General features: G+C 64.5%; 4 protein-coding genes. 3 read left to right on the top strand and 1 reads right to left on the bottom strand.

Annotation, left to right across the window (positions count from 1 at the left end):
* Nucleotides 1-214: 214 nt before the first annotated feature.
* Genes HBN98_RS13675 through HBN98_RS13685 form a run of 3 tightly spaced genes read left to right on the top strand, consistent with a single transcriptional unit; the run spans nt 215 to nt 23,999 of the window.
* Nucleotides 215-11,221 carry a non-ribosomal peptide synthetase gene (locus tag HBN98_RS13675; protein WP_083366449.1) on the top strand — a complete coding sequence of 3,669 codons (11,007 nt, stop codon included), beginning with the start codon at nt 215-217 and terminating at the stop codon, nt 11,219-11,221.
* Nucleotides 11,221-22,983 (top strand): non-ribosomal peptide synthetase, encoded by an 11,763-nt coding sequence (locus HBN98_RS13680; protein ID WP_083366448.1) that lies wholly within the window; start codon nt 11,221-11,223, stop codon nt 22,981-22,983. The genes HBN98_RS13675 and HBN98_RS13680 overlap by 1 nt, the downstream gene beginning before the upstream one ends.
* Nucleotides 22,984-23,042: 59 nt before the next feature.
* Complete coding sequence (locus HBN98_RS13685; protein ID WP_083366447.1) at nt 23,043-23,999, top strand: alpha/beta hydrolase; 957 nt, start codon at nt 23,043-23,045, stop codon at nt 23,997-23,999.
* 133 nt (nt 24,000-24,132) lie between these two features.
* Here HBN98_RS13685 and HBN98_RS13690 read toward each other — a convergent pair whose 3' ends face one another.
* Nucleotides 24,133-26,598, bottom strand: coding sequence for a TonB-dependent siderophore receptor (locus tag HBN98_RS13690; RefSeq protein WP_083366446.1), 2,466 nt, complete (start codon nt 26,596-26,598; stop codon nt 24,133-24,135).
* Nucleotides 26,599-26,759: the final 161 nt, after the last annotated feature.

Below are 26,759 nucleotides of genomic sequence, written 5' to 3' on the forward strand. Positions count from 1 at the left end.
CACCCAACCCCCTGTAGGAGTGAGCCTGCTCGCGATAGCGGTCTGTCAGTCGCTGCATCATTGACTGAAAAACCGTTATCGCGAGCAGGCTCACTCCTACAGGGGTTTGTCTTGTCTGCAAGTTGTTCTCATTCGCTAATTTTTCCGATCTGCATTCGTTTTATAGGGACGACGTGCCTTTGTGCTTCCTGCCTACTGATCCGGATGCTGAGAAATGAATGCTGAAGACTCCTTGAAACTTGCTCGCCGGTTTATCGGGTTGCCCCTGGAAAAGCGCCAGATGTTCCTCGCGGCCTTGCACAAGGAGGGCGTGGATTTCGCCCGTTTTCCGATCCCTCGGGGAGTCGAGGCCGATGACCGGCAGGCGCTGTCCTACGCGCAGCAACGCATGTGGTTTCTCTGGCAGCTCGACCCGCACAGCGGCGCCTACAACCTGCCGGGCGCGGTGCGCCTGACCGGGCCTTTGAACATGGCGGCGCTGGAGCAAGCGTTCGCCCATCTGGTCGAGCGTCACGAAACCCTGCGCACAGTGTTCCAGCGCCAGGGCGACGACAGCCTGCTGCAGGTGCCGGCGACGGCGCCGCTGCTGATCGAGTCGGTGGATTTCACTGGGTTGAGCCCGGCCGAACGTGAACTCGCGTTGGCCGATGCGGCTCAGCAGCAGTCGCTGCTGCCGTTCGATCTGGCCGTGGGGCCGTTGTTGCGGATCAAGCTGCTCAAGCTCGACCCGCAAGAGCATGTGCTGTTGCTGACCCTGCATCACATCGTGTCCGACGGTTGGTCGATGAACGTGCTGATCGACGAGTTCATCCGTTGCTACGACGCGTTCGACGCCGGCCAACCGGTGCAACTGGCGGCGCTGCCGATCCAGTACAGCGACTACGCCCTGTGGCAGCGCCGTTGGCTGGAAGCGGGGGAGCAGGCACGACAGCTCGATTACTGGCAGGCGCAATTGGGTGATGAACACCCGGTGCTGGAATTGCCCACCGACCACCCGCGTCCGGCGATGCCGAGCTATCGCGGCACCCGTTTCCCATTCGCCATCGACGGTGCGTTGGCCGAGCAGTTGCGCGGTACCGCCCAGCAGCATGGCATCACCTTGTTCATGTTGGTGCTCGGCGCGTTCAACGTGCTGCTGCATCGTTACACCGGGCAGGCCGACATCCGCGTCGGCGTGCCGATTGCCAACCGTAACCGCAGCGAAATCGAGGGGCTGATCGGCTTCTTCGTCAACACTCAGGTGCTGCGCACCCAACTGGACGGGCAGACCCGGGTCGATGACCTGCTGCGCGCGATCAAGGAAACCGCGCTTGGCGCCCAGGCCCATCAGGACCTGCCGTTCGAGCGTCTGGTCGAAGCCTTGAAACTGGAACGCAGCCTCAGCCACACGCCGCTGTTCCAGGTGATGTACAACCATCAGCCGCAAGTGGCTGACATCACCGCGGTCAGCACCGCTTCCGGGCTGGAGCTGGGCGTGATCGAGTGGCAGGGCCGCACCACCCAGTTCGATCTGACCCTGGACACCTATGAAAAGGCCGGCACCTTGCACGCCGCGCTGACCTACGCCAACGATCTGTTCGACCCGCAGACCATCGAGCGCATGGCGCAACACTGGCTCAACCTGTTGCGCGGCATGGTCCAGGACAGTCGCCAGCGCATCAGCGATCTGCCGATGCTGGAACACGCCGAGTATCAACAGATTGTCTGCGACTGGAACCGCATGCCGGCCGATATCGCTGCAGCCTCGTGCATTCATGAGTTGATCGAACAGCAGGTCGCCCGGCAGCCGCAGGCGCTGGCGGTGACCTTTGGCGAGCAGGCATTCAGCTACGCCGATATCGACGCACGGGCCAATCGTCTGGCGCACAAATTGATCGAGTGCGGCGTCGGCCCCGAAGTGCGGGTCGGGGTCGCCATGCAGCGCTCCGACCATTTGCTGGTCGCCTTGCTCGCCGTGCTCAAGGCCGGTGGCGCCTATGTGCCACTGGACCCGGACTACCCGGCCGACCGCGTCGCCTACATGCTCGAAGACAGCCGCGCGCGGGTGTTGCTGACGGAGCAGGCCATCGCGCAAACGCTCGTGGTCGGCACCGACACGCAAGTGTTGCTGCTCGACTGCATCGCTGGCGAACTGGCGACGTACCCACGCCAGGCGCCCGTGACTTCGGTGACCGCGGACAACCTGGCGTATGTGATTTACACCTCAGGCTCGACCGGCAAGCCGAAAGGTGTGGCCATCGCGCACCGCAACGTGCAAGCGCTGATCGACTGGTCGCGCAGCGTCTACAGCGGCGATGACATTCAAGGTGTATTGGCCTCGACCTCGGTGTGCTTCGACCTGTCGGTGTGGGAGCTGTTCGTCACCCTGGCCAACGGTGGCTCGCTGATCATCGCGCGTAACGCCCTTGAGTTGCCGCAACTGCCGGCGCGCAATCAGGTGCGTCTGATCAACACTGTGCCGTCGGCGATCAATGCCTTGCTGCGCGACGGGGCCATCGCTTCGAGCGTGCGCACCATCAATCTTGCGGGCGAGCCGTTGAAGCAGAGCCTGGTCGATGCGTTGTATCAGCAGACCGCCGTCGAGCAGGTCTTTGATCTGTACGGCCCATCGGAAGACACCACTTACTCCACCTGGACCCGCCGTGAGGCGGGTGGGGTGGCGAGCATCGGCCGGCCGTTGACCGGCACCGCCAGCTACCTGCTGGACGCCGATCTGCAACCGGTGCCACAAGGGGTCGCCGCTGAACTGTACCTGGCTGGCGCCGGCATCACCCGGGGCTACCTGGGACGTGCGGCGATGACCGCCGAAAAGTACGTGCCGAACCCGTTTTCCAGCACCGGCGAGCGGCTGTATCGCAGCGGTGACCTGACCCGTTATCAGGTGGATGGCGCACTGCAATACGTCGGGCGTATCGACCATCAGGTCAAGGTGCGCGGTTTCCGCATCGAGCTGGGCGAAATCGAAGCCCGGCTATTGCAGCAGGACACCGTGCGCGAGCTGGCGGTGCTGGCGCAGGAAGGCGCCAGCGGACAGCAACTGGTGGCGTACATCGTGCCCGCTGACGCCACAGTGCTGGCGGCAGACGCTGATGTGCAGGCGCGCCTGCGCGAAACGCTGAAAGCTGCGCTGCGTCAGCATCTGCCGGATTACATGGTGCCGGCGTACCTGCTGTTCCTCGAACACCTGCCGCTGACCCCCAACGGCAAGCTCGACCGCAAGGCCTTGCCGGCGGTCGATGGGCGTCAGCAGCAGCGCGAACACGTAGCGCCACGCAGCGCCATGGAAAAAGCCCTGGCCGCGATTTGGCAGGAGGTGCTGTCAATTGAAAACGTCGGCCTGGAAGACAACTTCTTCGAGCTGGGCGGCGACTCGATCGTGTCGATGCAAGTGGTCAGCCGGGCGCGCCAGGCCGGGATCGTGCTCAGCCCCAAAGAACTGTTCCAGTACCAGACCATCCGCAGTCTGGCGCAGGTCGCCCGGCAGGGTGAGCAGAGCCTGATCGACCAGGGACCGGCCGTCGGTGCGGTGCTGCTGGCGCCGGTACAGCGCTGGTTTTTCGACCAGGACATTGCTCAGCGTCAGCACTGGAACCAGTCGTTGCTGCTGGTGCCGCAGCAAGCGATGAATGCCCAGGCGCTGGACCGTGCACTCAAGCAACTGATCAACCATCACGACGGCTTGCGCCTGCGCTACACCTTGAGTGCCGATGGCTGGCAGCAAGCCTACGCGGCGCTGTCCGACGAATCGGTGTTGTGGCAGCGCAATGCCGCGTCGGCGCAAGACCTCAAGGCGTTGTGCGACGAAGCCCAGCGCAGTCTGGACCTGGCCCGGGGACCGCTAGTGCGCGCACTGCTGGTGGATCTCGCCGACGGCAGTCAGCGCTTGCTGCTGGTCGCTCATCACTTGGTGATCGACGGCGTTTCGTGGCGAGTGCTGCTGGAAGATTTGCAGCAAGCTTATGCCCAGGCCCTGAGCGGCACGGCCATCGCCTTGCCGGACAAGACCAGCGCTTACCAGCACTGGGTCGCACGCTTGCAGGGACACCTGCCGAGCTTCGCCCGCAGCCTCGATTACTGGCAGACGCAATTGCGCGATGCCGCGCAGAACGACTTGCCTTGCGAGCGGCCTCACGGTTCGCTGGAAAACCGCCACGAGCAGAAAATCGAGCTGAAATTCAGCGCCGGGCAGACGCGCAAATTGTTGCAGCAGGCCCCGGCGGCTTATCGCACTCAGGTCAACGACCTGTTGCTGACGGCGCTGGCCCGGGTGATCTGCCGCTGGAGCGGTCAGGCCGGCAGCCTGATTCAACTGGAGGGCCATGGCCGCGAAGACCTGTTCGACGACATCGATCTGACCCGCACCCTCGGCTGGTTCACCAGCCTGTTCCCGGTCAATCTGGTGCCGACGGACGCCCTCGGCGCGTCGATCAAAACCATCAAGGAGCAACTGCGCGCGGTGCCGGACAAAGGTCTGAGCTATGGTGCGCTGCGCTATCTGGGCGATGCGCAGACCGCCGCGACGCTGGCCGCTCAGGTCCAGCCGCGCATCACCTTCAACTACCTCGGGCAGTTCGATCGTCAGTTCGACGAGGCGGCGCTGTTCGTGCCTTCCAGCGAAGGCGGCGGTGTCGCTCAGGACCCGTCGGCGCCGCTTGGCAACTGGCTGACCGTCGAGGGTCAGGTGTACGGCGGCGAGCTGTCGATGACCTGGGGTTTCAGCAGCCAGATGTTCGATCGTGCGACCGTGCAGCGTCTTGCCGATGAGTATGCGAGCGAGCTGGATGCAGTGATCGAGCACTGCTGCGCCATCGACACGCCGCAGGCAACGCCGTCGGACTTCCCGCTGGCTCAAGTGAGCCAGGCGCAACTCGATGCGTTGCCGCTGCCGGCCGGGCAACTCGAAGACCTGTATCCGCTGTCGCCGATGCAGCAGGGCATGCTCTTTCACACCTTGTACGAACCCGAAGTCGGCGCCTACATCAGCCAGTTGCGCCTGGACATTCATGGCCTCGATCCACAGCGTTTTGCCCAGTCCTGGCAGGCGGCGCTGGAGCGGCATCAGATCCTGCGCAGCAGCTTCCACTGGCACGGCCTCGACGCGGCACATCAGGCGATCGTGCGCGAAGTGAGCTTGCCGCTGGAAGTCTTGCCAGCGACCGATACCGACGCCCTGGCCGCTGCCGAACGTGCTCAGGGTTTCGCTCTCGACTGCGCGCCGCTGCTGCGTTTGAAACTGGTGCGCAGCGGTGCCGCTGACTGGCACCTGATCTACACCAGCCACCATATTCTGATGGACGGCTGGAGCAACGCGCAGTTGCTTGCCGAAGTGATCGAACACTACAGCGCCGGACAGGCGCTGGCGGCGCCGGTCGGGCAATACCGCGATTACCTGGCGTGGTTGCAGGCGCAGCCGGCCAGCGCCGGCGAGCAGTTCTGGAAAGCCGCACTGGCACCGCTGCAAGCGCCGACGTTGCTGGCTGACGCCTTGCGTGCGCCGGTGGCGGGCGAGGGCAGCGCGGAGCATCGCGTGGTGCTCGACGGACAAACGACCCTGCGTCTTGGCGAGTTCGCCCGTCAGCAGAAGGTGACGCTCAACACCGTCCTGCAAGGTGCCTGGGGCCTGTTGCTGCAACGCTACACCGGCCAGGATTGCGTGGCGTTCGGCGCCACGGTGGCCGGGCGTTCGGCACCGCTGGCGGGCATCGAAGCGCAGCTGGGCCTGTTCATCAACACCTTGCCCCTGGTTTGTGCACCCAATCCGCAGCAGACCGTGAGCCGGTGGCTCGGCGACTTGCAGGGCCAGAACCTGGCGATGCGCGATTTCGAGCACGTGCCGCTGTATGACATTCAAGGCTGGGCCGGTCAGCAGGGCAGCGCGCTGTTCGACAGCCTGCTGGTGTTCGAAAATTTCCCGGTGGCCGAGGCGTTGAAGCAGGGCGCGCCGGCAGGGCTGTCGTTCAGCAATCTGCATAACCATGAACGCACCCACTATCCGTTGACCCTGGGCGTCGAAATCGGCGCGACCCTGACGCTCGACTTCAGCTACGACACCGCACGTTTCAGTGCCGGGCAAGTGGCAACGTTGTCGGCCAACCTGCAGCACTTGCTGACGCAAATGGCCGCTGGCGCCGATGCGGCTTTGGGTTCGCTGGAGTTGCTTGATGCCCAGGCCCGGGCGCCGTTGCTGGCGGTGAGCCGAACGCCGGCGGTGGTGTTGCAGGACCCGCGTCTGACCCACGAACAGATCGCCGCTCACGCGGCGGCCACCCCCGATGCACTGGCACTGGCGGTTGACGGCCAGACCCTGAGCTACGGCCAGCTCAATGCTCAGGCCAATCGTCTGGCCCATCGCCTGATCGCCCACGGTGCCGGCCCGGGTATCCGGGTTGGCCTGGCGTTGAACCGTGGCCCGCAATTGATCGTCAGCCTGCTGGCGGTGCTCAAAAGCGGCGCGGCATATGTGCCGCTGGACCCGAAATACCCGGCCGAGCGCCTGCGTTACATGATCGACGACAGCCGCCTCGACGTGCTGCTGTGCGAGTCCGGCCTGCTGCAGGATCTGCCGTTGTCGTCGGTGGTGCGCCTGGTGCTGGATGACAGCGCCGGTTTTGCCGAACACGACCCGCTGACGCAGGCCGACGCGCAGGATCTGGCCTATGTGATTTACACCTCCGGTTCCACCGGTCTACCCAAGGGCGTGGCGATTGCCCATGGCGCGCTGCGCGAGTTCTGTCAGAGCGCCGCCGAGTATTCGCGGCTGTCGGCAGCAGACCGCGTGCTGCAGTTCGCGACCTTCAGTTTCGATGGATTCGTCGAGCAGTGCTTCCCGGCGCTGTGTGTCGGCGGCGCATTGATCATGCGTGGCGATGCGCTGTGGGATGCCGGGCGCCTGGCGGCCGAAATCGTCCGTCATGGCGTCACCGTGGCCGACTTGCCGGCGGCCTACTGGTACCTGCTGGCCCGTGAATGCGCCAGCGGTGCGATCGGCACATTGGGTTCGTTGCGTCAGGTGCACGTCGGTGGCGAGGCGATGTCCGTCGAGGGCTTGCGTCTCTGGCATCAGGCGGGTCAGGGCCATGTGCGCCTGCTCAACACCTACGGACCAACCGAGGCCACGGTGGTGTCCAGCGTGCATGACTGTCGCCTGGACGATGCCAGCGACAGCTTCGGCGTGCCGATCGGCCGCGCCATTCCCGGACGCTCGCTGTATGTGCTCGACAGTGCCGGGCAGTTGCTGCCGGCCGGTGGCGTCGGTGAGCTGTGCATCGGCGCGCCGGCCTGCCTGGCGCAACGTTATTTCGACCGTCCGGCACTGACCGCCGAACGCTTCCTGCCAGACCCGTTTGCCGTTGAACCCGGCGCACGTCTGTACCGCAGCGGTGATCTGGCGCGCTACAACGCCAACGCCGAGCTGGAATACGTCGGGCGTATCGACCACCAGGTGAAGATTCGCGGTTTGCGCATCGAGATGGGTGAGATCGAAGCCTGCCTGCAAGCGCGTGCCGAGGTGCGCGAGGCGGCGGTCATTGCTCAGGACGGTACGCAACTGGTGGCTTACGTCGTGGCCAACGGCGCGGTTGGCGACGAGGCGAGTTATCGCCAAGCCCTCGACGCTGCCCTGCGTCAGTCGCTGCCGGACTACATGGTGCCGAGCCATCTGGTGCTGATGGCCGCCTTGCCGCTGAACAACAACGGCAAACTCGATCGCAGCGCCTTGCCGCGTGTTGTCGGCAGTGCCGGCCAGCGCGAGTTTGTGGCGCCGGTACCAGGGCTGGAAACGCAACTGGCGCAGATCTGGCAAGAGGTGCTGCACGTCGAGCGCGTGGGGCGCGACGACAACTTCTTCGAACTGGGCGGCCATTCGCTGCTGGTGCTGCAAGTGATCTCGCGGGTGCGTCAGCAACTGCAACTGGAGTTGCCGGTCAGCAGCCTGTTCTCGGCGGCCAGTCTGGCCGGGTTTGCCGAGCGCGCGGCCCAGGCCGGTGGTCACGCCCAACCGCTGTTGCAGGCCGCTGCCGGCGACCCGCCAGCGGTACTGTCCTACGCTCAGCAGCGGCAGTGGATTGTCTGGCAACTGGATCCGCACAGCCCGGCGTACAACATTCCGGCGGCGCTGCGCCTCAAGGGACATCTGGATCAGCCGGCACTGCGCCTGGCATTCGAGCAATTGCAGGCGCGCCACGCCACTTTGCGCACCACCTTCGAACAGGACGGGCAGCAGGCACGGCCCCGGGTGCATGCGCAGTTGCCGTTGCAACTCGATCAGCATCCGATCGACGCGGCGTCCCTCGACGCTGCCATCGCCGCGCAAATCGCCCGGCCGTTCGACCTGCGCAACGGCCCGCTGTGGCGCATGTTGCTGCTGCAACTGGGGGCCGAGGAACATGTGCTGGTGCTGACCGTGCATCACATCGCCGCTGATGGCTGGTCGATGCAGATCATGGTCGATGAGTTCAGTGCGCTGTATCAGGCGGCTGTCGAGGGGCGTGACGCCGACCTCACGCCGCTGCCGGTGAGCTACAGCGATTACGCACGCTGGCAGCGCGACTGGCTGGAAGCGGGCGAGGGCGAACGTCAGCTCGGTGAGTGGCGCCAGCGCCTGGCCGGCAGTCAGACACCGCTTGAGCTGCCGAGTGAATTGAGCCGCCCGGCGCGTCGCAGCGAGCGTGGTGCCAGCCTGCTGCTGAACGTGGACGCGCCGCTGCTGGCGGCATTGCGTGAATGCGCGCAGGCCCGGCAAGTGACCTTGTTCATGTTGCTGCTGGCGAGCCTGTACACCTTGTTGCACCGCCAGAGCGGGCAAGCGGCGATCAATGTCGGCGTGCCGAGTGCGGGCCGTTCGCGCCTGGAAACCGAAGGCCTGATCGGCTTCTTCATCAACACCCAAGTGCTGCGTGCCGAGATCGACGGCCAGCAGTCCTTCAGCAGCCTGCTGCAGCAGATCAAACAGTTGGCGTTGCACGCGCAGGCCAATCAGGACCTGCCGTTCGAGCAACTGGTCGATGCCTTGCAGCCGGAGCGCAGCCTCAATCACAGCCCATTGTTCCAGGTGTTGTTCAACCATCAGCAGCAACTGGGCGCCAGCGTCGAGCGTAGCGTCGCCGACTTGCAGGTCGAGCGTTTGCACTGGCAGCAAACCACCACGCAGTTCGATCTGGTCCTCGATACGCAGGAGCAGGGCGATACGCTGGACGCGAGCCTGACCTACGCCACCGATGTGTACGACCCGGCCTCGATGCAGCGCTTCGCCGAGCAGTGGCTGAACCTGCTGCGCGCCGTGGCGGCTGACCCGCAGCAACGGGTGGCCGAGCTGCCATTGCTGCACAGCGCTCAGCTTCAGGCGTTGATCGCTGAATGGAACCCGGTGTTCGATCTGCAACCGCCGTCGCCCACCTTGCATCAGTTGTTCGAAGCCCAGGTGGCGCTGCGTCCGCAGGCGATTGCGCTGGTCTACGAAGGCGAGCGTTTGAGCTATGCCGCGCTCAATGCCCAGGCCAACCGTCTGGCGCGCAAGTTGCGCGAGCAGGGCGTCGGCCCGGAAGTGCGGGTCGGCATCGCCACCGAGCGTGCGCTGCCGCTGGTGGTCGGTCTGCTGGCGATCCTCAAGGCCGGTGGCGCCTACGTGCCGCTCGATCCGCAATACCCGGTGGAGCGCCTGAGCTACATGATCGAAGACAGCGGCATCGCCTTGCTGCTGACTCAGCAACATCTGCTCGATGGCTTGCCGGCGCGTGAGCACGTGCAAGTCCTGAGCCTCGATACGCTGGCGCTGGACGCCTACAGCGCTGAGGATCTGCCGAGCCTGAGCAGCCCGGACAACCTCGCGTATGTGATCTACACCTCGGGTTCCACCGGCCGGCCGAAAGGTGCGTTGCTCAGCCATGCCAACGTCGGGCGCCTGTTGAGCGCGACCGCCAGTGAATTCAACTTCGGCCCGGATGATGTCTGGACCCTGTTCCATTCCTACGCGTTCGATTTCTCGGTGTGGGAACTGTTCGGTTCGCTGTGCACCGGCGGGCGCCTGGTGATCGTGCCGTACTACATCAGCCGCGAGCCGCAGGCGTTCCATCGCCTGCTGTGCGACGAAGGCGTGACAGTGTTGAACCAGACGCCGACCGCGTTCCGCCAACTGCTGCCGATTGCCTGCGCCAGCCCGCGCCACTTGGCGCTGCGCCAGGTGATTTTTGGTGGCGAAGCGCTGGAAGTGGCGAGCCTGCGACCCTGGTTCGAGCGCTTCGGCGATCAGCAGCCGACGCTGGTCAACATGTATGGCATCACCGAAACCACGGTGCACGTGACTTACCGCGCGATCCGTCTGGCGGACCTCGACGGCAAGGCGCAGAGCCCGATCGGCCTGCCGATTCGCGACCTGCGCTGGTACTTGCTCGACAGCCAGTTGCAACCGGTGCCGGTGGGGGTGGCGGGTGAGTTGTACATCGCCGGGGCCGGTCTGGCGCGCGGTTACCACGGGCGTTTCGAGCTGACCGCCGAGCGCTTCGTGCCGAGTCCGTTCGACGCGTCGCAGCGGCTCTATCGCAGCGGCGACCTGGCGCGCCAGCGTCACGACGGCAGCATCGACTACCTGGGGCGTATCGACCAACAGGTGAAGATCCGTGGCTTCCGCATCGAACTGGGAGAAATCGAGGCGGCGCTGCTGGCGCAACCCGGCGTGCGTCACGCGGTGTTGAGCGTACACGACGACGAGGGCGGGCCGCAGTTGTGTGCCTACGTGGTCGCCGAGCAAGCCCCGGCGGACCCGATTGCCTGGCGCGACCACCTGCGGGCTGCGCTCAAGGTCGATTTGCCGGACTACATGGTGCCGAGCCATTGGCTGCTGCTCGATGCCTTGCCGCTGACCAGCAACGGCAAGCTCGACCGCAAGGCCTTGCCGCTGCCCGATGCTCAGGCCCTGCAGCGCCCTTATGAAGCCCCCGAAGGCGAACTCGAACGGCAACTGGCGGCGATCTGGGCCGATGTGCTGGGCGTGGCGCAGGTCGGGCGGCGCGACAACTTCTTTGAATTGGGCGGGCACTCGCTGCTCGCCGCCCAGGCCAGCGCCCGTGTGGAGCTGGAACTGGGCATCGAGCTGGCGCTGCGTGCGCTGTTCGAATCCAGCGACCTTCAGGCTTATGCCGCCATGGCCGGGCAACTCGCCCCGACTGACAACGATGCACGTCTGGATGCACTTGAGTCGCTTCTCGACGAGATGGAGATCAACTGATGGAACACACCACCGCCTGGCGCATCGCCACCCGTTTTGCCGCATTGCCGGCAGACAAGCGCCGCGAATTTCTGCAACGCATGCAAGAGCAGGGCGTGAGCTTCGGCCAGTTGCCGATTCCGCCCGCCGCCGAGCCGCAAACGACCTTCGAGCTGTCGTACGCGCAGCAACGCCAGTGGTTTCTCTGGCAGCTCGACCCGCAAAGCGCGGCCTACAACATCCCCGCCGTGCTGCGCCTGCAAGGGCCGCTGAACATCGCCGCGCTGCAACACAGTTTCGACGTGTTGCTGGAGCGGCACCAGAGCCTGCGCAGCCGCTTCGTCGAGGATGACGGACAGGTCCTGCAAACCCTGGCGGCGTTCACCGCGTTGCCGATCGAACAACATGACCTGCGCGCGCAGCCACAGGCCGAGCGTCTGGCCTGCGCCATGCGTCAGGTGCAGGCGGACATTGCCCGGCCTTTCGATTTGCAGCATGGCCCGCTGTTGCGCGTCAGCCTGTTGCAACTGGATACCGAAGACCACGTGCTGGCGCTGACCCTGCACCACATCGTCACCGACGGCTGGTCGATGGGCGTGCTGATCGAGGAATTCTCGCGGCTGTATGCCGCCCATTGTCAGGGCCAGGATGCACCGCTTGAACCGCTGCCGATCCAGTATTCGGACTATGCCGCCTGGCAACGCCGCTGGATGGAGGCCGGAGAGCTTGAACGTCAACTGAACTGGTGGCGCGACACCCTGGGCAGCGAGCAACCGCTGCTGGAACTGCCCACCGACCGTCCGCGTCCGGCCCAGCCGAGCCAGCGCGGCGCACGTCTGGATTTCGCCCTGGAGGCCGATCTGGCCGCTGGCCTGATGGCCCTGGCAAAGCAGGCCAATGTCACGCCGTTCATGCTGCTGCTGGCCAGTTTTCAGGCGTTGCTCTATCGCTACAGCGGACAGTCGGACCTGCGCATCGGTGTGCCGATCGGCAACCGTAACCGCGCCGAAACCCGTGGCTTGATCGGCTTCTTCGTCAACACCCAGGTGATGCGCGTCGAGGTCGACGGGCGTCAAACCTTCAGCCAATTGCTCGAGCAGACCCGGACCGCGTCGCTGGATGCGCAGGATTATCAGGACTTGCCGTTCGAGCGTCTGGTGCAGGCGCTGCAGGGCGATCGCAGCATGAGCCACAGTCCGCTGTTCCAGGTGATGTTCAATCACCAGCAGGCCAAAGCCGCAGCGGTCGGCGGCTTGCTCGCGGGCCTGCGGGTCGAGGCGCTGAACGCCACGACGCCGACCACTCAGTTCGACTTGCAACTGGATACTCAGGAAGTGGGCGACCAGTTGTTCGCCAGCCTGACCTACGCCACTGACCTGTTTGACGCCGGGCGCATCGAGCACCTGGCCCGGCATTGGCGCAATCTGCTGGCCGGGGTGCTGGCGAACCCGCAATACCCGCTGGCCGAACTGCCGCTGCTGGATGCCGACGAGCGCGTGGGCATTCTCGTTGAGCTCAATGACACCGCGCAGGTCTACCCGGGCGAGGTCTGCGTACAGCGGCACTTCGAGACGCGCGCAGCACAGCAACCCGACGCCACGGCGCTGGTGTTTGAGGGCCAGCGCCTGAGCTATGCCGAACTGAACCGCCGCGCCAACCGTCTGGCTCATCACTTGCGGGCGCAAGGCGTCGGCGCGGAGGTGATCGTCGGGATCGCCTGCGAGCGTTCGTTCGAAATGGTCGTCGGCCTGCTGGCGATTCTCAAGGCCGGTGGCGCCTATGTGCCGCTGGACCCGGAATACCCGCGCGACCGTTTGAGCTACATGATCGAAGACAGCGGCATCGCGTTGCTGCTGACTCAGGAGCCGCTGCGGGCGCAACTGCCGACCCCGGATTCGCTGCGCACGCTGTGCCTGCAAGCGGATGCCGACTGGCTGAGCGAACTGCCGGACACCGACTTGCCCAATCTGGCGCTGGCGGAAAACCTGGCCTATGTGATCTACACCTCCGGCTCCACCGGCAAACCCAAGGGCGCCGGCAACCGCCATGTGGCGTTGCACAATCGTCTGGAATGGATGCAACAGGCCTACAACCTGCAACCGGGCGACCGGGTGCTGCAAAAGACTCCGTTCAGTTTCGACGTGTCGGTCTGGGAGTTTTTCTGGCCGCTGATGAAGGGCGCAACACTGGTCATCGCCGCGCCCGGCGAGCATCGCGACCCGCAGCGGCTCGCCGCGCTGATTGTCGAGCAGTCGATCACCACGCTGCACTTCGTACCGTCGATGCTCTCGGCATTCATCAGCGCCGAGGAGTCGCTGGCGTGCACCTCGCTGACGCGGATCATTTGCAGCGGCGAAGCGTTGCCGATGGAGTTGCAGCGTCAGACCCTGCGCAACCTGCCGCAAGCCAATCTGTACAACCTGTATGGCCCGACCGAAGCGGCAATCGACGTGACCCACTGGACGTGTGTGGAAGAGGGCCGCGACAGCGTGCCGATCGGTCGGCCGATCGCCAACCTGCGCACCTGCATCCTCGACAGCGAATTGCAGCCGTTGCCGCTGGGCGCGGTAGGTGAGTTGTACCTGGGCGGTATCGGTCTGGCCCGTGGGTATCACCGTCGTGGCGCGTTGACCGCCGAGCGTTTTGTAGTCGACCCGTTTGGCAGCGGCGAGCGTCTGTACCGCACTGGCGACCTGGCGCGTTATCGCGCCGACGGCGCCATCGAATACTGTGGCCGCATCGACCACCAGGTGAAGATTCGCGGTCTGCGGATCGAGCTGGGCGAAATCGAGGCGCGCCTGCAAGCACACGCCGAGGTTCAGGACGCCGTGGTGCTGGCGCTGGACGGGCCGAGCGGCAAGCAACTGGTGGCGTACGTGGTGCCGCAGGATCGGGCGCTGCCGCAGGCCGATATCGCCCGGCAGAATGCCTGGCGCGAAACCCTGAAAACCCATCTGCTCGCGAGTCTGCCGGACTATATGGTGCCGACGCAGACCGTGCTGATCGAGCAGATGCCGCTCAGCCCCAATGGCAAACTCGAACGCAAGCGCTTGCCGGCACCGACCCTGCAAATCAGCCAGCGTGCGTTCGAGGCACCTTTCACAGAACATGAACAAGCGCTGGCGCAGATCTGGCAGGACGTGCTGGGCATCGAGCAGGTCGGCCGTCAGGACAATTTCTTTGAGCTGGGCGGCGACTCGATCATTTCGATTCAGGTGGTCAGCCGGGCCCGGCGTGCCGGCCTGAGCCTGCAACCGCGTGATCTGTTCCAGCAACAGACGCTGCAGGCACTGGCCGCAGTGGTCAAGGTTCAGGCTGCACCGCTGGCGCCACAGGGGCCGGTGAGCGGTGAGCAGATACTCACGCCGATTCAGCGCTGGTTCTTCGACGAGCCGATCCCGCAACGCCAGCACTGGAATCAGGCCGTGCTGCTGGTGCCGCGCCAGACATTGGAGTTGCCGCGCCTGCAAGGCGCGGTGCAGCGTCTGCTCAAACAGCACGACGCCTTGCGCCTGCGCTTCAGTCTGGTCGACGGTCAGTGGTCGGCGCGCTATGTCGCCGCCGACAGTGCCGACGTCATCGACATGCTCTGGACTGCGCGGGTTGCCAACGACGCATCGCTGGAGTCAGTCTGCGAAGAGGCCCAGCGCAGCCTGAGTCTGCAGGATGGCCCGTTGCTGCGGATCGCCTTGATCGCGCAGGCTGACGGCTCCCAGCGTCTGTTGCTGGTGATCCACCATTTGGCGGTGGACGGTGTGTCCTGGCGGGTGCTGCTGGAAGACTTGCAGGCGGCTTATCAGAACCAGGCACTGCCGCCCAAGACCAGCGCGTTCCAGAATTGGGCGCTGAAGCTGCAAGACTATGCGCGCAGTGACGCGGCGCTGGCCGAGCTGAGCTGGTGGCAGACGCAACTCGGCGAGGCCCGCGACTCTCTGCCGGCGGCTAATGCCCAGGCCAGTCAGGCCGGGCATTTGCGCCAGGGCGTGAGCATTGCGCTGGACCGCGAGCAGACGCGCCAATTGCTGCAACAGGCGCCAGCGGCGTATCGCACCCAGGTCAATGACCTGCTGCTGACCGCGTTGGCCCGGACCCTGAGCCGCTGGAGCGGCAACGAATCGGCGCTGATTCAGCTCGAAGGCCATGGTCGCGAAGACCTGTTCGACGACATCGACCTGACCCGCACGGTGGGCTGGTTCTCCAGCCTGTTCCCGGTGCGCCTGACGCCGACGGCGGACCTTGCCGGTTCAATCAAGGCAATCAAACAGCAACTGCGAGAGATCCCCGGCAAGGGCCTGGGTTTCGGGCTGCTGCGCTACATGGGCGATGCCGCGACGCAGGCGGCGCTGAAGGCCTTGCCGAGCGCGCGGGTGACGTTCAACTACCTCGGGCAGTTCGACCAGAGCTTTGCCGAGGACGCGCTGTTCAGCCCCGCCAGCGAAGCCAGCGGTGCCGCGCAATCGGCTGACGCACCGTTGCCGAACTGGCTGTCGGTGGACGGTCAGGTGTATGGCGGTGAACTGAAACTGGACTGGACCTTCAGCCGCGAATGCTTCGAACTCGGTGAAATCGAACAACTGGCCGCGGATTATCGCCAGGAGCTGCTGGCGCTGATCGAGCACTGCCTGAGCGACGAGGCCGGTGGCGTGACCCCGGCGGATTTCCCGCTGGCGCGTTTGCGCCAGGCGCAACTTGATGATTTGCCGGTGGCGGCGTCGCAGATCGAGGACCTGTATCCGCTGTCGCCAATGCAGGCCGGTCTGTTGTTCCACAGCCTGTTCGAGTCGGCGTCGGGTGCCTACGTCAACCAGCTCAACGTCGAGGCCCGTGGCCTGGACGCCGAGCGATTGGGTCAGGCCTGGCAAGCGGTGATCGATGCGCATCCGATTCTGCGCAGCAGTTTCCACTTTCCGCAGGGCTTCGAGGCGCCGGTGCAGCTGGTGCATCGTCATCTGCAACTGCCGTTCCGTTGCCTGGACTGGCGTGGCCGTGCCGATCAGACCGAGGCGCTGGCCCAGTTGATCGACAGCGAGCGCCGGCAGCTCGACCCGGCTCAAGCGCCGTTGATGCGTTTGACGCTGGTACGACTGGACGACGAGCGTCAGCAACTGATCTACACCCACCACCACTTGTTGCTCGATGGCTGGAGCAATTCGTTGCTGCTCAGCGAGGTGTTGCAGCGTTACGCCGGACAAACGGTACAGGCGCCAAGCGGGCGTTTTGCCGACTACATTGGCTGGCTGCAGCGTCAGGATGCGCAGGCCGACGAGCGTTTCTGGCTTGCGCAACTGGCGCCGCTGGACAACCCGACCCTGTTGGCGCAGAGCCTGGCCCATGGTGATCTGCAACCGTCGGACACTCAGGCCTTTGCCGACCATCTGCAGAACTTCGACGTGGCCGCGACCCGGCGTCTGAGCGAGTTCGCCCGTCAGCAGAAAGTCACGCTCAACACCTTGCTGCAAGGCGCCTGGGCGCTGTTGCTGCAACGCTACAGCGGCCAGCGCTGCGTGGCATTTGGCGCGACCGTGGCCGGTCGGCCGGTGGACCTGCCGGGAGCCGAAAGTCAGATGGGCCTGTTCATCAACACCTTGCCGGTAATCAGTTGCCCGGACGCGGTGGAAACTGTCAGCCAGTGGCTAAGCCGTTTGCAGGCGCAGAACCTGGAGCTGCGTGAGCACGAATTCACTGCGCTGGGTGACATTCAGCGTTGGGCCGGGAGAGCCGGCGAGCCGCTGTTCGACAGCCTGCTGGTGTTCGAAAACTTCCCGGTGGCCGAGGCGCTGCAACAGGGCGCACCGGCCGGCCTGAGTTTTTCGATCCCGCAGAACCATGAGCGCACCAACTTCCCGCTGACCCTGGCGGCCACCGCGGAAAACACCCTGAGCCTGAACTGGAGTTACCAGTGCAGCCACTTCAGCGCCGCCGTGATTGCCCGCATGAGCGAGCATCTGGCGGCATTGCTCAATGCAATGGTCGGCGCCCCCGACGCTGCCTTGAGCGAACTGGATCTGCTGACGGCCAGCGAGCGCGAGCAGCAGTTGCAGACATGGAACCCGGCCTTCGTCGCGAACGAAAATCCGCTGTGCGTGCATCAACTGATCGAAGCCCAGGCCGAGATCCGGCCGCAGGCCACGGCGCTGATTTTTGCCGATGTGCAGCTGACGTTCGCTGAACTCAACAGCCGCGCCAACCGCCTGGCGCATCGCTTGCGCAACCTGGGCGTTGGCCCGGAAGTACGGGTCGGTCTGGCGATGCAGCGTTCGCCGGAAATGATCGTCGGCCTGCTGGCGATCCTCAAGGCCGGCGGCGCCTACGTGCCACTTGACCCGGCGTACCCGGCCGAGCGCCTGCAATACCTGATGCAGGACAGCGGCATCGTGCTGATGCTCACGCAGTCCTGGCTGCGCGCGAAACTGGCGCTGCCGGACACTCTGCCGGTGCTGGAGATCGACCGTGAGCCGCTGCAATTGCTGACGGACAGCAACCCGGTCAACCTGACTTGCGGGGAAAACCTTGCCTATCTGATTTACACCTCGGGTTCCACCGGGCGGCCCAAAGGCGTGAGCGTGGCCCACGGCCCGTTGGCGATGCACTGCCTGGCCATCGGCGAGTTGTACGGCATGACCCCCGAGGATCGTGAGCTGCAGTTTGCCTCGATCAGCTTCGACGGCGCCCACGAACGCTGGCTGACGCCGCTGATCTTCGGTTCGGCGGTGATGCCGCGTGACGATGAGTTGTGGAGCGTTGAGCGCACCTGCGCGGAAATCGAGCGGCACGGCATCACCATCGCCTGTTTTACGCCCACCTATCTGTTGCAGATCGCCGATTTCATGGGCGAAGCGGGGCGCAAACTGCCGATTCGTTCCTACACGCCGTGTGCCGAAGGCATGCCCAAGCACGCGTTCGATGAGGTCCAGCACGTGCTGCAACCGCCGCGCCTGATCAACGGTTATGGCCCGACCGAAACCGTGATCACCCCGCTGATCTGGCTGGCCTACCCGGACACCGGGTTCGACTCGGCCTTCATGCCGATTGGCCGACCGGTGGGCAACCGCAGTGCTTACATTCTCGACGGTGGTTTGCAGCCGCTGCCGGTGGGTGTGGCCGGCGAGTTGTACCTGGGCGGCGAGGGCGTTGCCCGCGGTTACCACCAGCGTCCGGACCTGACCGCCGAGCGCTTCGTGCCGGATCCGTTCGTACCGGGTGCGCGGTTGTATCGCAGTGGTGACCTGGCGCGGTTCCGCGCCGACGGTGTGGTGGAATACCTGGGCCGGATCGACCAGCAAGTGAAGATTCGCGGCTTCCGCATCGAACTGGGGGAAATCGAGGCCTGTCTGCTGGAGCACGAAGGCGTGCGCGAAGCATTGGTGATTGATCGCGACGGGCCGGTGAGCCGTCAGTTGGTCGGCTACATCGTGCCGCGCGATCCGCTGGCCAACGAGCAGGATTTGCACGAAGCGTTGAGCGCCCACCTGCGTAGCCGTCTGCCGGCGCACATGCTGCCGGCGCACCTGATGTGCCTGGCCGCATTGCCGCTGACGCCCAATGGCAAGCTCGATCGCAAAGGCTTGCCGGCGCCGGACCTGGCGCGCCAGAGTCAGGATCAGGTGCCCGCCGCGACACCGGCCGAAGCGCTGTTGGTGGAGATCTGGCAGGACCTGCTGGGCCTGGATGCGCTGGGCGTCACCGAGAACTTCTTCGAACTGGGCGGTGACTCGATCATCTCGCTGCAAGCGGTCAGCCGCGCCGGGCAACGCGGGCTGGTGTTCAGTCCGAAGCAGTTGTTCGAACAACAGACCATCCGTGCGCTGGCGGCGGTGGCGGTCACTCGCGAGGCGACCTTGAACGAAGCGCCGAAAGTCGCCGCCTTCGCGCTGGTGCCGCACATTGATGTGGCGGCTCGCGAAGGTTTGCAGGACCTCTATCCACTGTCGCCGATGCAGCAGGGCATGCTGTTCCACTGCCTGGACTCGCCGGAGCTGAACCCTTACGTCAACCAGTTGAGCGTGGCAGTGGAAGGTCTGCAGGTGCCGCGATTCCGCGCGGCCTGGCAAACCCTGATCGAACGCCATGAGGTGCTGCGCGCGGCATTCCGCTGGCGCGATGGTCTGGCCGATCCGCTGCAAGCGGTGTTTGCCGAGGTCGAGTTGCCGATCGAGGAACTCGACTGGCGCGACCGCCACGACACCGAGCAGGCACTCAGCGAACTGGCGGCTGCCGAGCAAGCCAAGGGCTTCGACCTGAGCTGCCCGCCGCTGATGCGTTTCGTGCTGGTGCGCCTGGACGCCGAGCGCTATCAGATGATCTGGGTCTACCATCACCTGTTGCTCGACGGCTGGAGTGCTTCACGCCTGCTCGGCGAGATGCTGCGCCTGTATCACCACGCCAGCCTGCCGGCGCTCAATGGCCGTTACGCCGATTACATCGGCTGGCTGCAACGTCAGGACAGCGCTCAGGCCGAAGGCTTCTGGCGCGAGCGCCTGGCGTTGCTGGAAGCACCGACGATTCTGGCCAAGGCCAGCGGTGCGAGCGGTTCCGGACACGGCGTGATGTACACCGATCTCGACGCCGACGCGACGCGCAAGCTGCACGGTTTTGCCAAGCGCCAACGCGTGACCCTCAACACCCTGGTGCAAGCCGCCTGGCTGCTGCTGTTGCAACGTCACAGCGGCCAGCGCAGCGTGGCATTCGGCGCCACGGTAGCAGGGCGCCCGACCGGTTTGCCGGGGGCGCAGGAAATGCTCGGTCTGTTCATCAACACGTTGCCGGTGATCCAGACGCTCGACCCGCAACAGCCAGTGGGCGAGTGGCTGCGTGAGCTGCAGGACTACAACCTGACCGTGCGCGACTATGAGCACACGCCGTTGTCGGACATCCAGCGCTGGGCCGGACTCGGTGGCCAGGGCTTGTTCGACAGCATCATCGTGTTCGAAAACCATCCGGTCGACCGGGCGTTGCGCGGTGGCGAGGAGGGCGAGTTGCGCTTTGCCGAGGTGGGCAGCGCCGGTGTCACCAACGTGCCGATGGACTTGATGGTCAGTGCCAACGAAGACGGCCTGGAAGTCGAATACCTGTATCTGCGCGATCGCTTCAGTGATGCCGAGGTCGAGCAGATCCGCGCGCAACTCGAAGGCTTGCTGCACGCGTTGCCTGAAGATGAACACTGCCTGATCGGCAATCTCGGTCTGCCCGGCGCGCGCCTGGGCCTGCCAGAACCGTCGACCGACGACACTGATCTGTTGCGCAGCTTCAATGAACACGTGCGCAACCAGCCGCAGAAAATCGCGCTGCTCTGTGAAGAGCGTGAAGTCAGTTATGCCGAGCTCGAAGCCCGGGCCAACGCTTTGGCCGGACAATTGATCAAGCGCGGTATCGGCGCAGAAAGTCTGGTGGCGGTGGCATTGCCACGCTCGGAACGCACGATCATTGCGTTTCTCGCCGTGCTCAAGGCCGGTGCCGCGTACTTGCCGCTGGACCTGGCGTATCCGCCGGAGCGTCTGGCCTACATGCTCGATGATTCGGCGGCCAGCCTGCTGCTCTGCGACAGCGATCTGGGTGAGCGCCTGACGTTTGCCGACCGCGTGCCGCGGTTGCTGCTCGATCAATTGCCGGACGATGACAGCACTGAATGCCCGTTGTCCCGACCGCTGGCAGGGCACCTTGCGTACCTGATCTACACCTCCGGTTCCACCGGTCAGCCCAAAGGCGTGGCCGTGGCTCGCGGGCCGATTGCCCGGCATTGCCGCGGCATCATCGATCTGTATGAACTGGTGCCGGACAGCCGCGAACTGCACTTCATGTCGTTCGCCTTCGACGGTGCTCAGGAGCGTTGGCTGAGCGTGTTGCTGGCCGGTGGCAGCCTGGTGATCCGCGAGGACAATCTGTGGACGCCGGAGCAGACCCTGCAAGTGCTGCAGCGTCATCACGTTACCGTTGCCTGCTTCCCGCCGGCTTATCTGCAACAGATGGCCGAAGTGGCCGAACGGTTGGGCAATCCGCCGCCGGTGCAGGTGTATTGCTTTGGCGGCGATGCGGTGCCGGAGGCCAGTTTCGAGCAGGTCAAGCGCGCCTTGCGCCCCCAGCGTCTGGTCAATGGTTATGGCCCGACCGAGACCGTGGTCACGCCGCTGTTGTGGCGTGCCGAAGTCAGTGAGCGTTGCGAGGCGGCCTACGCGCCGATCGGCCGTGGCGTGGCCGGGCGTGGCTTGTACGTGCTTGATGCTGACCTCAATCCGTTGCCGGCCGGGGTCAGTGGCGAGCTGTATCTGGGCGGTGAGTGTCTGGCGCGGGGTTACCACCAGCGTCCGGGCATGAGCGCTGAGCGCTTCATTCCCGATCCGTTCGAGGCGGGCGGGCGCATGTACCGCACCGGCGACCTGGTGCGCCAGCGTGAATGCGGCTTGATCGACTACCTCGGGCGTCTCGACCAGCAGGTGAAAATCCGCGGCTTCCGTATCGAACTCGGCGAAATCGAAGCCCGTCTGCGCGAATGCGCCGGGGTGCAGGATGCCGCCGTGGTGGTGCACGACACGCCGACCGGCAAGCAGTTGGTGGGGTATGTGGTGGCCGCTGCAGTCACGGGGCTGGATCGACGGATCAAGGCCGAGTTGCAAGCGCAATTGCCCGATTACATGGTGCCGGCACGGATCATGGTGCTGGAGCGCTTCCCGCTGTCGGCCAACGGCAAGATCGACCGGCGGGCGCTGCCCCAGCCAGAGTGGGCGCTGGGTGGCTATCGTGCGCCACGCAATGCGCTGGAACAGGCACTGGCGACGATCTGGCAGGACGTGCTCGGCGTACCGCAGATCGGTATCGACGATAACTTCTTTGAACTGGGCGGTGACTCGCTGCAGGTGCTCAAGGTCATTTCGCGGGTCCGCAGTCAGCCGCAACTGGAGTTCGAGCTGAAGCTGCGCGATCTGATGCAAAAGCCATGCATCGCTGAGCTCAGCGGCTATCAGGTGCAGGAGACGGCCACGGCGCCAGATCCACTGCTGGCGCTCAACAGTCGCCTCGCGCATGTGCCCGCGCTGTTCTGCCTGCACGCCGGGTTCGGCACGGTGTTCGATTACGAGCCGTTGGCGCGCCGTCTGGACGGTCGACGCACGGTCTATGGTCTGCAATGCCGGATGCTGCTCGATCCGCAATGGCAGGACGCGTCGCTGCCGGCGATGGCCCAGGCCTACGCCCAACGCATTCGCGCGCAGCAACCTGAAGGCCCGTATTACCTGTTGGGTTGGTCGCTGGGCGGGGCGCTGGTGCAACTGGTGTCCCGCGAGCTGGAAAGCCAGGGCGCGACCGTCGCATTCGCCGCTCTGGTCGACAGCTACGTGGCCGGCACGGCAGAGGCGGGAGACTGGCGTGAGGACCTGGCGGACTTCCTGAAGTTTGTGCTCGGTCTGTCGGTCGAAGAGGCGCAAGCGCTGATTGCCCGGAAAGCTGCTGGACTCAACGAGCAAGCCGCTGCCGCTGCGGTCATCGAGGCTGCGCTGCACGGTTCCAGTGGCGATGCTGCGCTGGGCGCCGATGAGTTCACGCGGATTTTTGCCACCGGCGCAGCGCTCAAGCAACTGGCCCTGGCCCAGCGGCAATTGCCCAAGGTTGAGGTGGTCACTCACCGCTGGTGGGTGGCTGACCGGGACGCCGAACGCGAGGTGTTCGCCGCTCAGGTCGGACGCCACGGGGTCGACCGTTTACTGACCGGCGGGCACTACGAATTGATGCGCGGTGACGAGTTGCTCGATCAGTTGCAAGCATTGCTCGAACGTCGCACCACTGTCGCTTGATCACCACCGGGCAGCCCGTGCTGCCCGGTCCATGACCTGTTTTTGGAAGGATTTAACCGATGGCTGTACTGCCAGAGCTGCAAGCATTTCTCGAACTCGCCGAGTTCGGCCGACTGACCGGTAAAAGCCGTGCGATGCACGAACAGACCCCCCAACAGGCACGCATCGATTTCGAAGCGGCTTCGGGGTTTCTCGATGTGGCGCTGGACAGTGTGACTTGCCAGGATTTCACCATCGCCGCCCGCGATGGCCACAGTCTGGCGGCGCGCCTGTACCGCGCCGGGCCAGCACCCGAAGGCCTGCAACCGGTGATGGTGTATTTCCATGGTGGCGGCTATGTGGTCGGCAGCCTCGATTCCCACGATGCGCTGTGTCGGCGCCTGGCGGCGCAGGGTGGTTTCGCACTGTTGACAGTGGACTATCGCCTGGCGCCGGAGTGGCGTTTTCCGACCCCGGTACAGGATGCCTGCGACGCCGCTAACTGGCTGGTGCGCGAAGGCGCAAGCCTGGGCCTGGACGCGGCGCGGGCGGTGCTGGCCGGTGACAGTGTCGGTGCGACACTGGCGACCGTGCTGTCGTTGATGGCGGTACGTGAACCTGCGGAACTGCGTCTGCTGCCAAAAGCGCAGGTGCTGGTGTACCCGGTAACCGACGCAACCACCCATCGCGCCTCGCATCGTGACTTCGCCGAAGGCTATCTGCTGGAGACCCCGACCCTGGACTGGTTCTACGCGCATTACGCCCGCACGCCGGAAGATCTGGCCGACTGGCGCTGCTCGCCGTTACTGGCGCAGGATGTATCCGGTGTTGCGCCGGCGCTGGTCTACCTGGCCGGGCATGATCCGCTGTATGACGAAGGTCGTGCCTACGCCGAGCGCCTGCGTGCGGCCGGCAATGACCTGACCCTGCTCGAACAACCGGGCATGACCCACGACTTCCTGCGCATGGCCGGGCTGCTCGGTGAGGTCGAGGCGATCCATGCCGAGGTGGCACAGTGGGTGCGATCACGCATCTGAGCTGATCCCGGAACCGCCATTGCCGAGTCGGCAATGGCGGTTTTTTTTGTCCGGGCAAAAGAGCTTGAGGCCGGCGGCGGGGCAAAAAAATGCCCGCCTCTTTCGAGGCGGGCATGGGTGTTTCCGGATTGAATCAGAAGTTGTATTTGGCGGTGAGTTGCAGGTTGCGTGGCTCGCCGTAGAACGTGGTGTCGAAGTTGCCCAGGCCCGTCAGGTACTTCTTGTCGAAGACGTTGTTGGCATTGACGGTGAAGCTCAGGTGCTCGTCGTACTCGTACTTGGTCATCAGGTCCACCAGCGAGTAGCCGCCTTGCTTGATGCGGGTGTAGTCGCCGGCCGGCGCGCTGTAGATCTTGCCGTAGAACGCGCTCTGCCAGCTGACACCGCCACCGACGGTGACCTTGTTCAGCACACCCGGCAGACGGTACGTGGTGAAGGTGCGGAACACGTGTTCGGGTTTGGTGGTGGACAGCGGGTAGCCGTAGATCCGTTGCTCGTCCTGGTCACGGGTGCGGGCGTAGGTGTAGCCGGCGGACAGGTTCCAGCCTTCTTGCAGCTCACCGGCCAGTTCCAGTTCGACACCGTTGGTAGTGGCGCCGTCGATGGCTTTGTAAATGCCTTCGTTGGTGACCGGGTTGGTGCCGATCGATTCGGCGAAGTTGTCCTGCTCGATGCGGAAGAACGCCAGGCTGGCGTTGAGGCGGCCATCAAGGTAGGCGGCCTTCAGACCGGTTTCGTAGGCATTGCCTTCGACCGGAGCGAGGGTCTTGCCGTCGGCATCCTTGTAGATCTGCGGCTGGTAGATGTTGGTGTAGCTGCCGTACAGCGAGTAGGTGTCGTTGAGGTCATAGACCACACCGGCGTAAGGCGTGACGACGCCGTGTTCCTTGTAGCTGGCATGGGTGTCGGACATGCCGGTGCCGGCGTTATAGGAGTAGTCCTCGTTGTACTTGAAGGTGCTCAAACGGCTGCCGAGGATCACCGACAGGTCATCGGTGGGGCGCAGGCGCGTGGCGAGGTAGATGCCGTTCTGGCTCTGGGTGCGCTCGTATTTGCCGTTCTTCGGGAAATCCTGTTTCGGCAGGTGGCTGTTCCAGTCGTAGATGCTGCCCGGTACCTGGCTGAAGGCGCTGGTGTCGAACGTGGCACCGGTCTGGCGCGAATGCGAGGCCATGAAACCGGCCACCAGTTCATGCTCGCGACCGCCCAGGGTGAACGGGCCGGAGAGGTTGATGTCCGCCGAATCCTGCACGCGGTGACCTTCCCAGCGGCCCCAGTAAAGGAACATGCCTTCGCCGGTGGCGCGATCCGGGTTGCCGCCGCTGGCCGAGGCCAGTTGGGTGTCGTGATCGGAGATTTTCTCGTTGAGGCTGACCTTGAGTTTCCAGTCGTTGGCCAGGGCCTGCTCCAGCGAGGTGAAGTAGGTCACGGAGTCGAAGTCGCGACGGCTCCAGTCGGCGCCCGGGTTGAAGCTGCGCGGGAAGTCGGTACGCCCGCCATCGGAGAAATACACCGGGTTGCCGGTCCAGGACGAACCGCGCGGGGTCACGCTCTGTTTGTCGATGCCGAAGGTCAGCAGGGTGTCTTCGCTAAGGTCGGCTTCGAGGATGCCGTAGTACACATCCTTTTTCTGCGTGTAGTGATCGATGTACGAATTCTTGTCCTGATAGGCACCGACGAAACGGCCGCGCACCGAACCGCTGTCGTTGAGCGGGCCGGAGATATCGCCTTCGGTGCGATAGTTGTCCCACGAACCGGCCGTGCCGGTGATCGACGCCTTGAATTCCTTGGTCGGCTTCTTGCGCACCAGGTTGACGGTGGCCGATGGATCGCCCGAGCCGGTCATCAGGCCGGTAGCGCCCTTGATGATTTCGACGCGGTCGTAAGTGGCCATGTCGACGTGGGTCGCGCCTTCGTCGTACACGCCGTCGTAGACGTTGTTGACGCCGTCGTACTGGAAGTTGGTGATGGCAAAGCCGCGCGTCGAGTACTCGGTGCGGTCGCTGTCATATTGCTGCACGGAAATGCCGGGCGTGTTGCGCAACACGTCGCCGATGTTCTTCTCGCCACGGTCGTCCATCTGCTGACGGGTCACCACGGTCACCGATTGCGGCGTCTCGCGAATGGTCAGCGGCAGCTTGGTCGCGGTGGTGGTGGCGCCGGTGGTGTAGGAGCCGCTGTCTTCGGTGGTCAGCCCCAAGGCCTGGCCGGAAATGGTGGTCGCGCCCAGTTGCAGGGTCGAATCCGCAGCGCCCGATACCAGGGTCACGCTGCTGCCATTGATCTGGAAGGAAATCCCGCTGTCCTTGAGCATGGCCGCCAGGGCTTCGGACGGCTCCAGCGAGCCGGACACTGCGCGGGATTTGATCCCGGCGACCTGATCCGGGCTGTAGAGAATCTGCAGGTTGGTTTGCAGACCCAGTTCGGTCAACGCGCTGGACAGCGGCTGCACCGCGATATTGACCTTGACCGGTGCCGCATTGGCCATCGAGCTCCCCAGCAAGGTGGCGGTCAGCAGGACACTTGTCAGCAGGTTTTTATGCAAAGTCGGGCGCTGTACAGCCAGCGCGAGAGGTGTGCGGCGTGGAAGAGGGTGCATTACTGCCTGAGCTCCTGAGAAGTGTTGTGCAGCGTTTTTGTTAATAGGAATTATTATTAAGACGGAGCGATGGCAAAAAACCGGAAACAAACCCGACAAATAAATATCGGCCGGGTTGTTTCTGTGCGCTGGAAGCAGGGGCGGCGTTGCGGATCAAACCG

This window comes from Pseudomonas koreensis (genome assembly GCF_012986595.1).
In the GTDB taxonomy this organism is placed as follows: domain Bacteria; phylum Pseudomonadota; class Gammaproteobacteria; order Pseudomonadales; family Pseudomonadaceae; genus Aquipseudomonas; species Aquipseudomonas koreensis.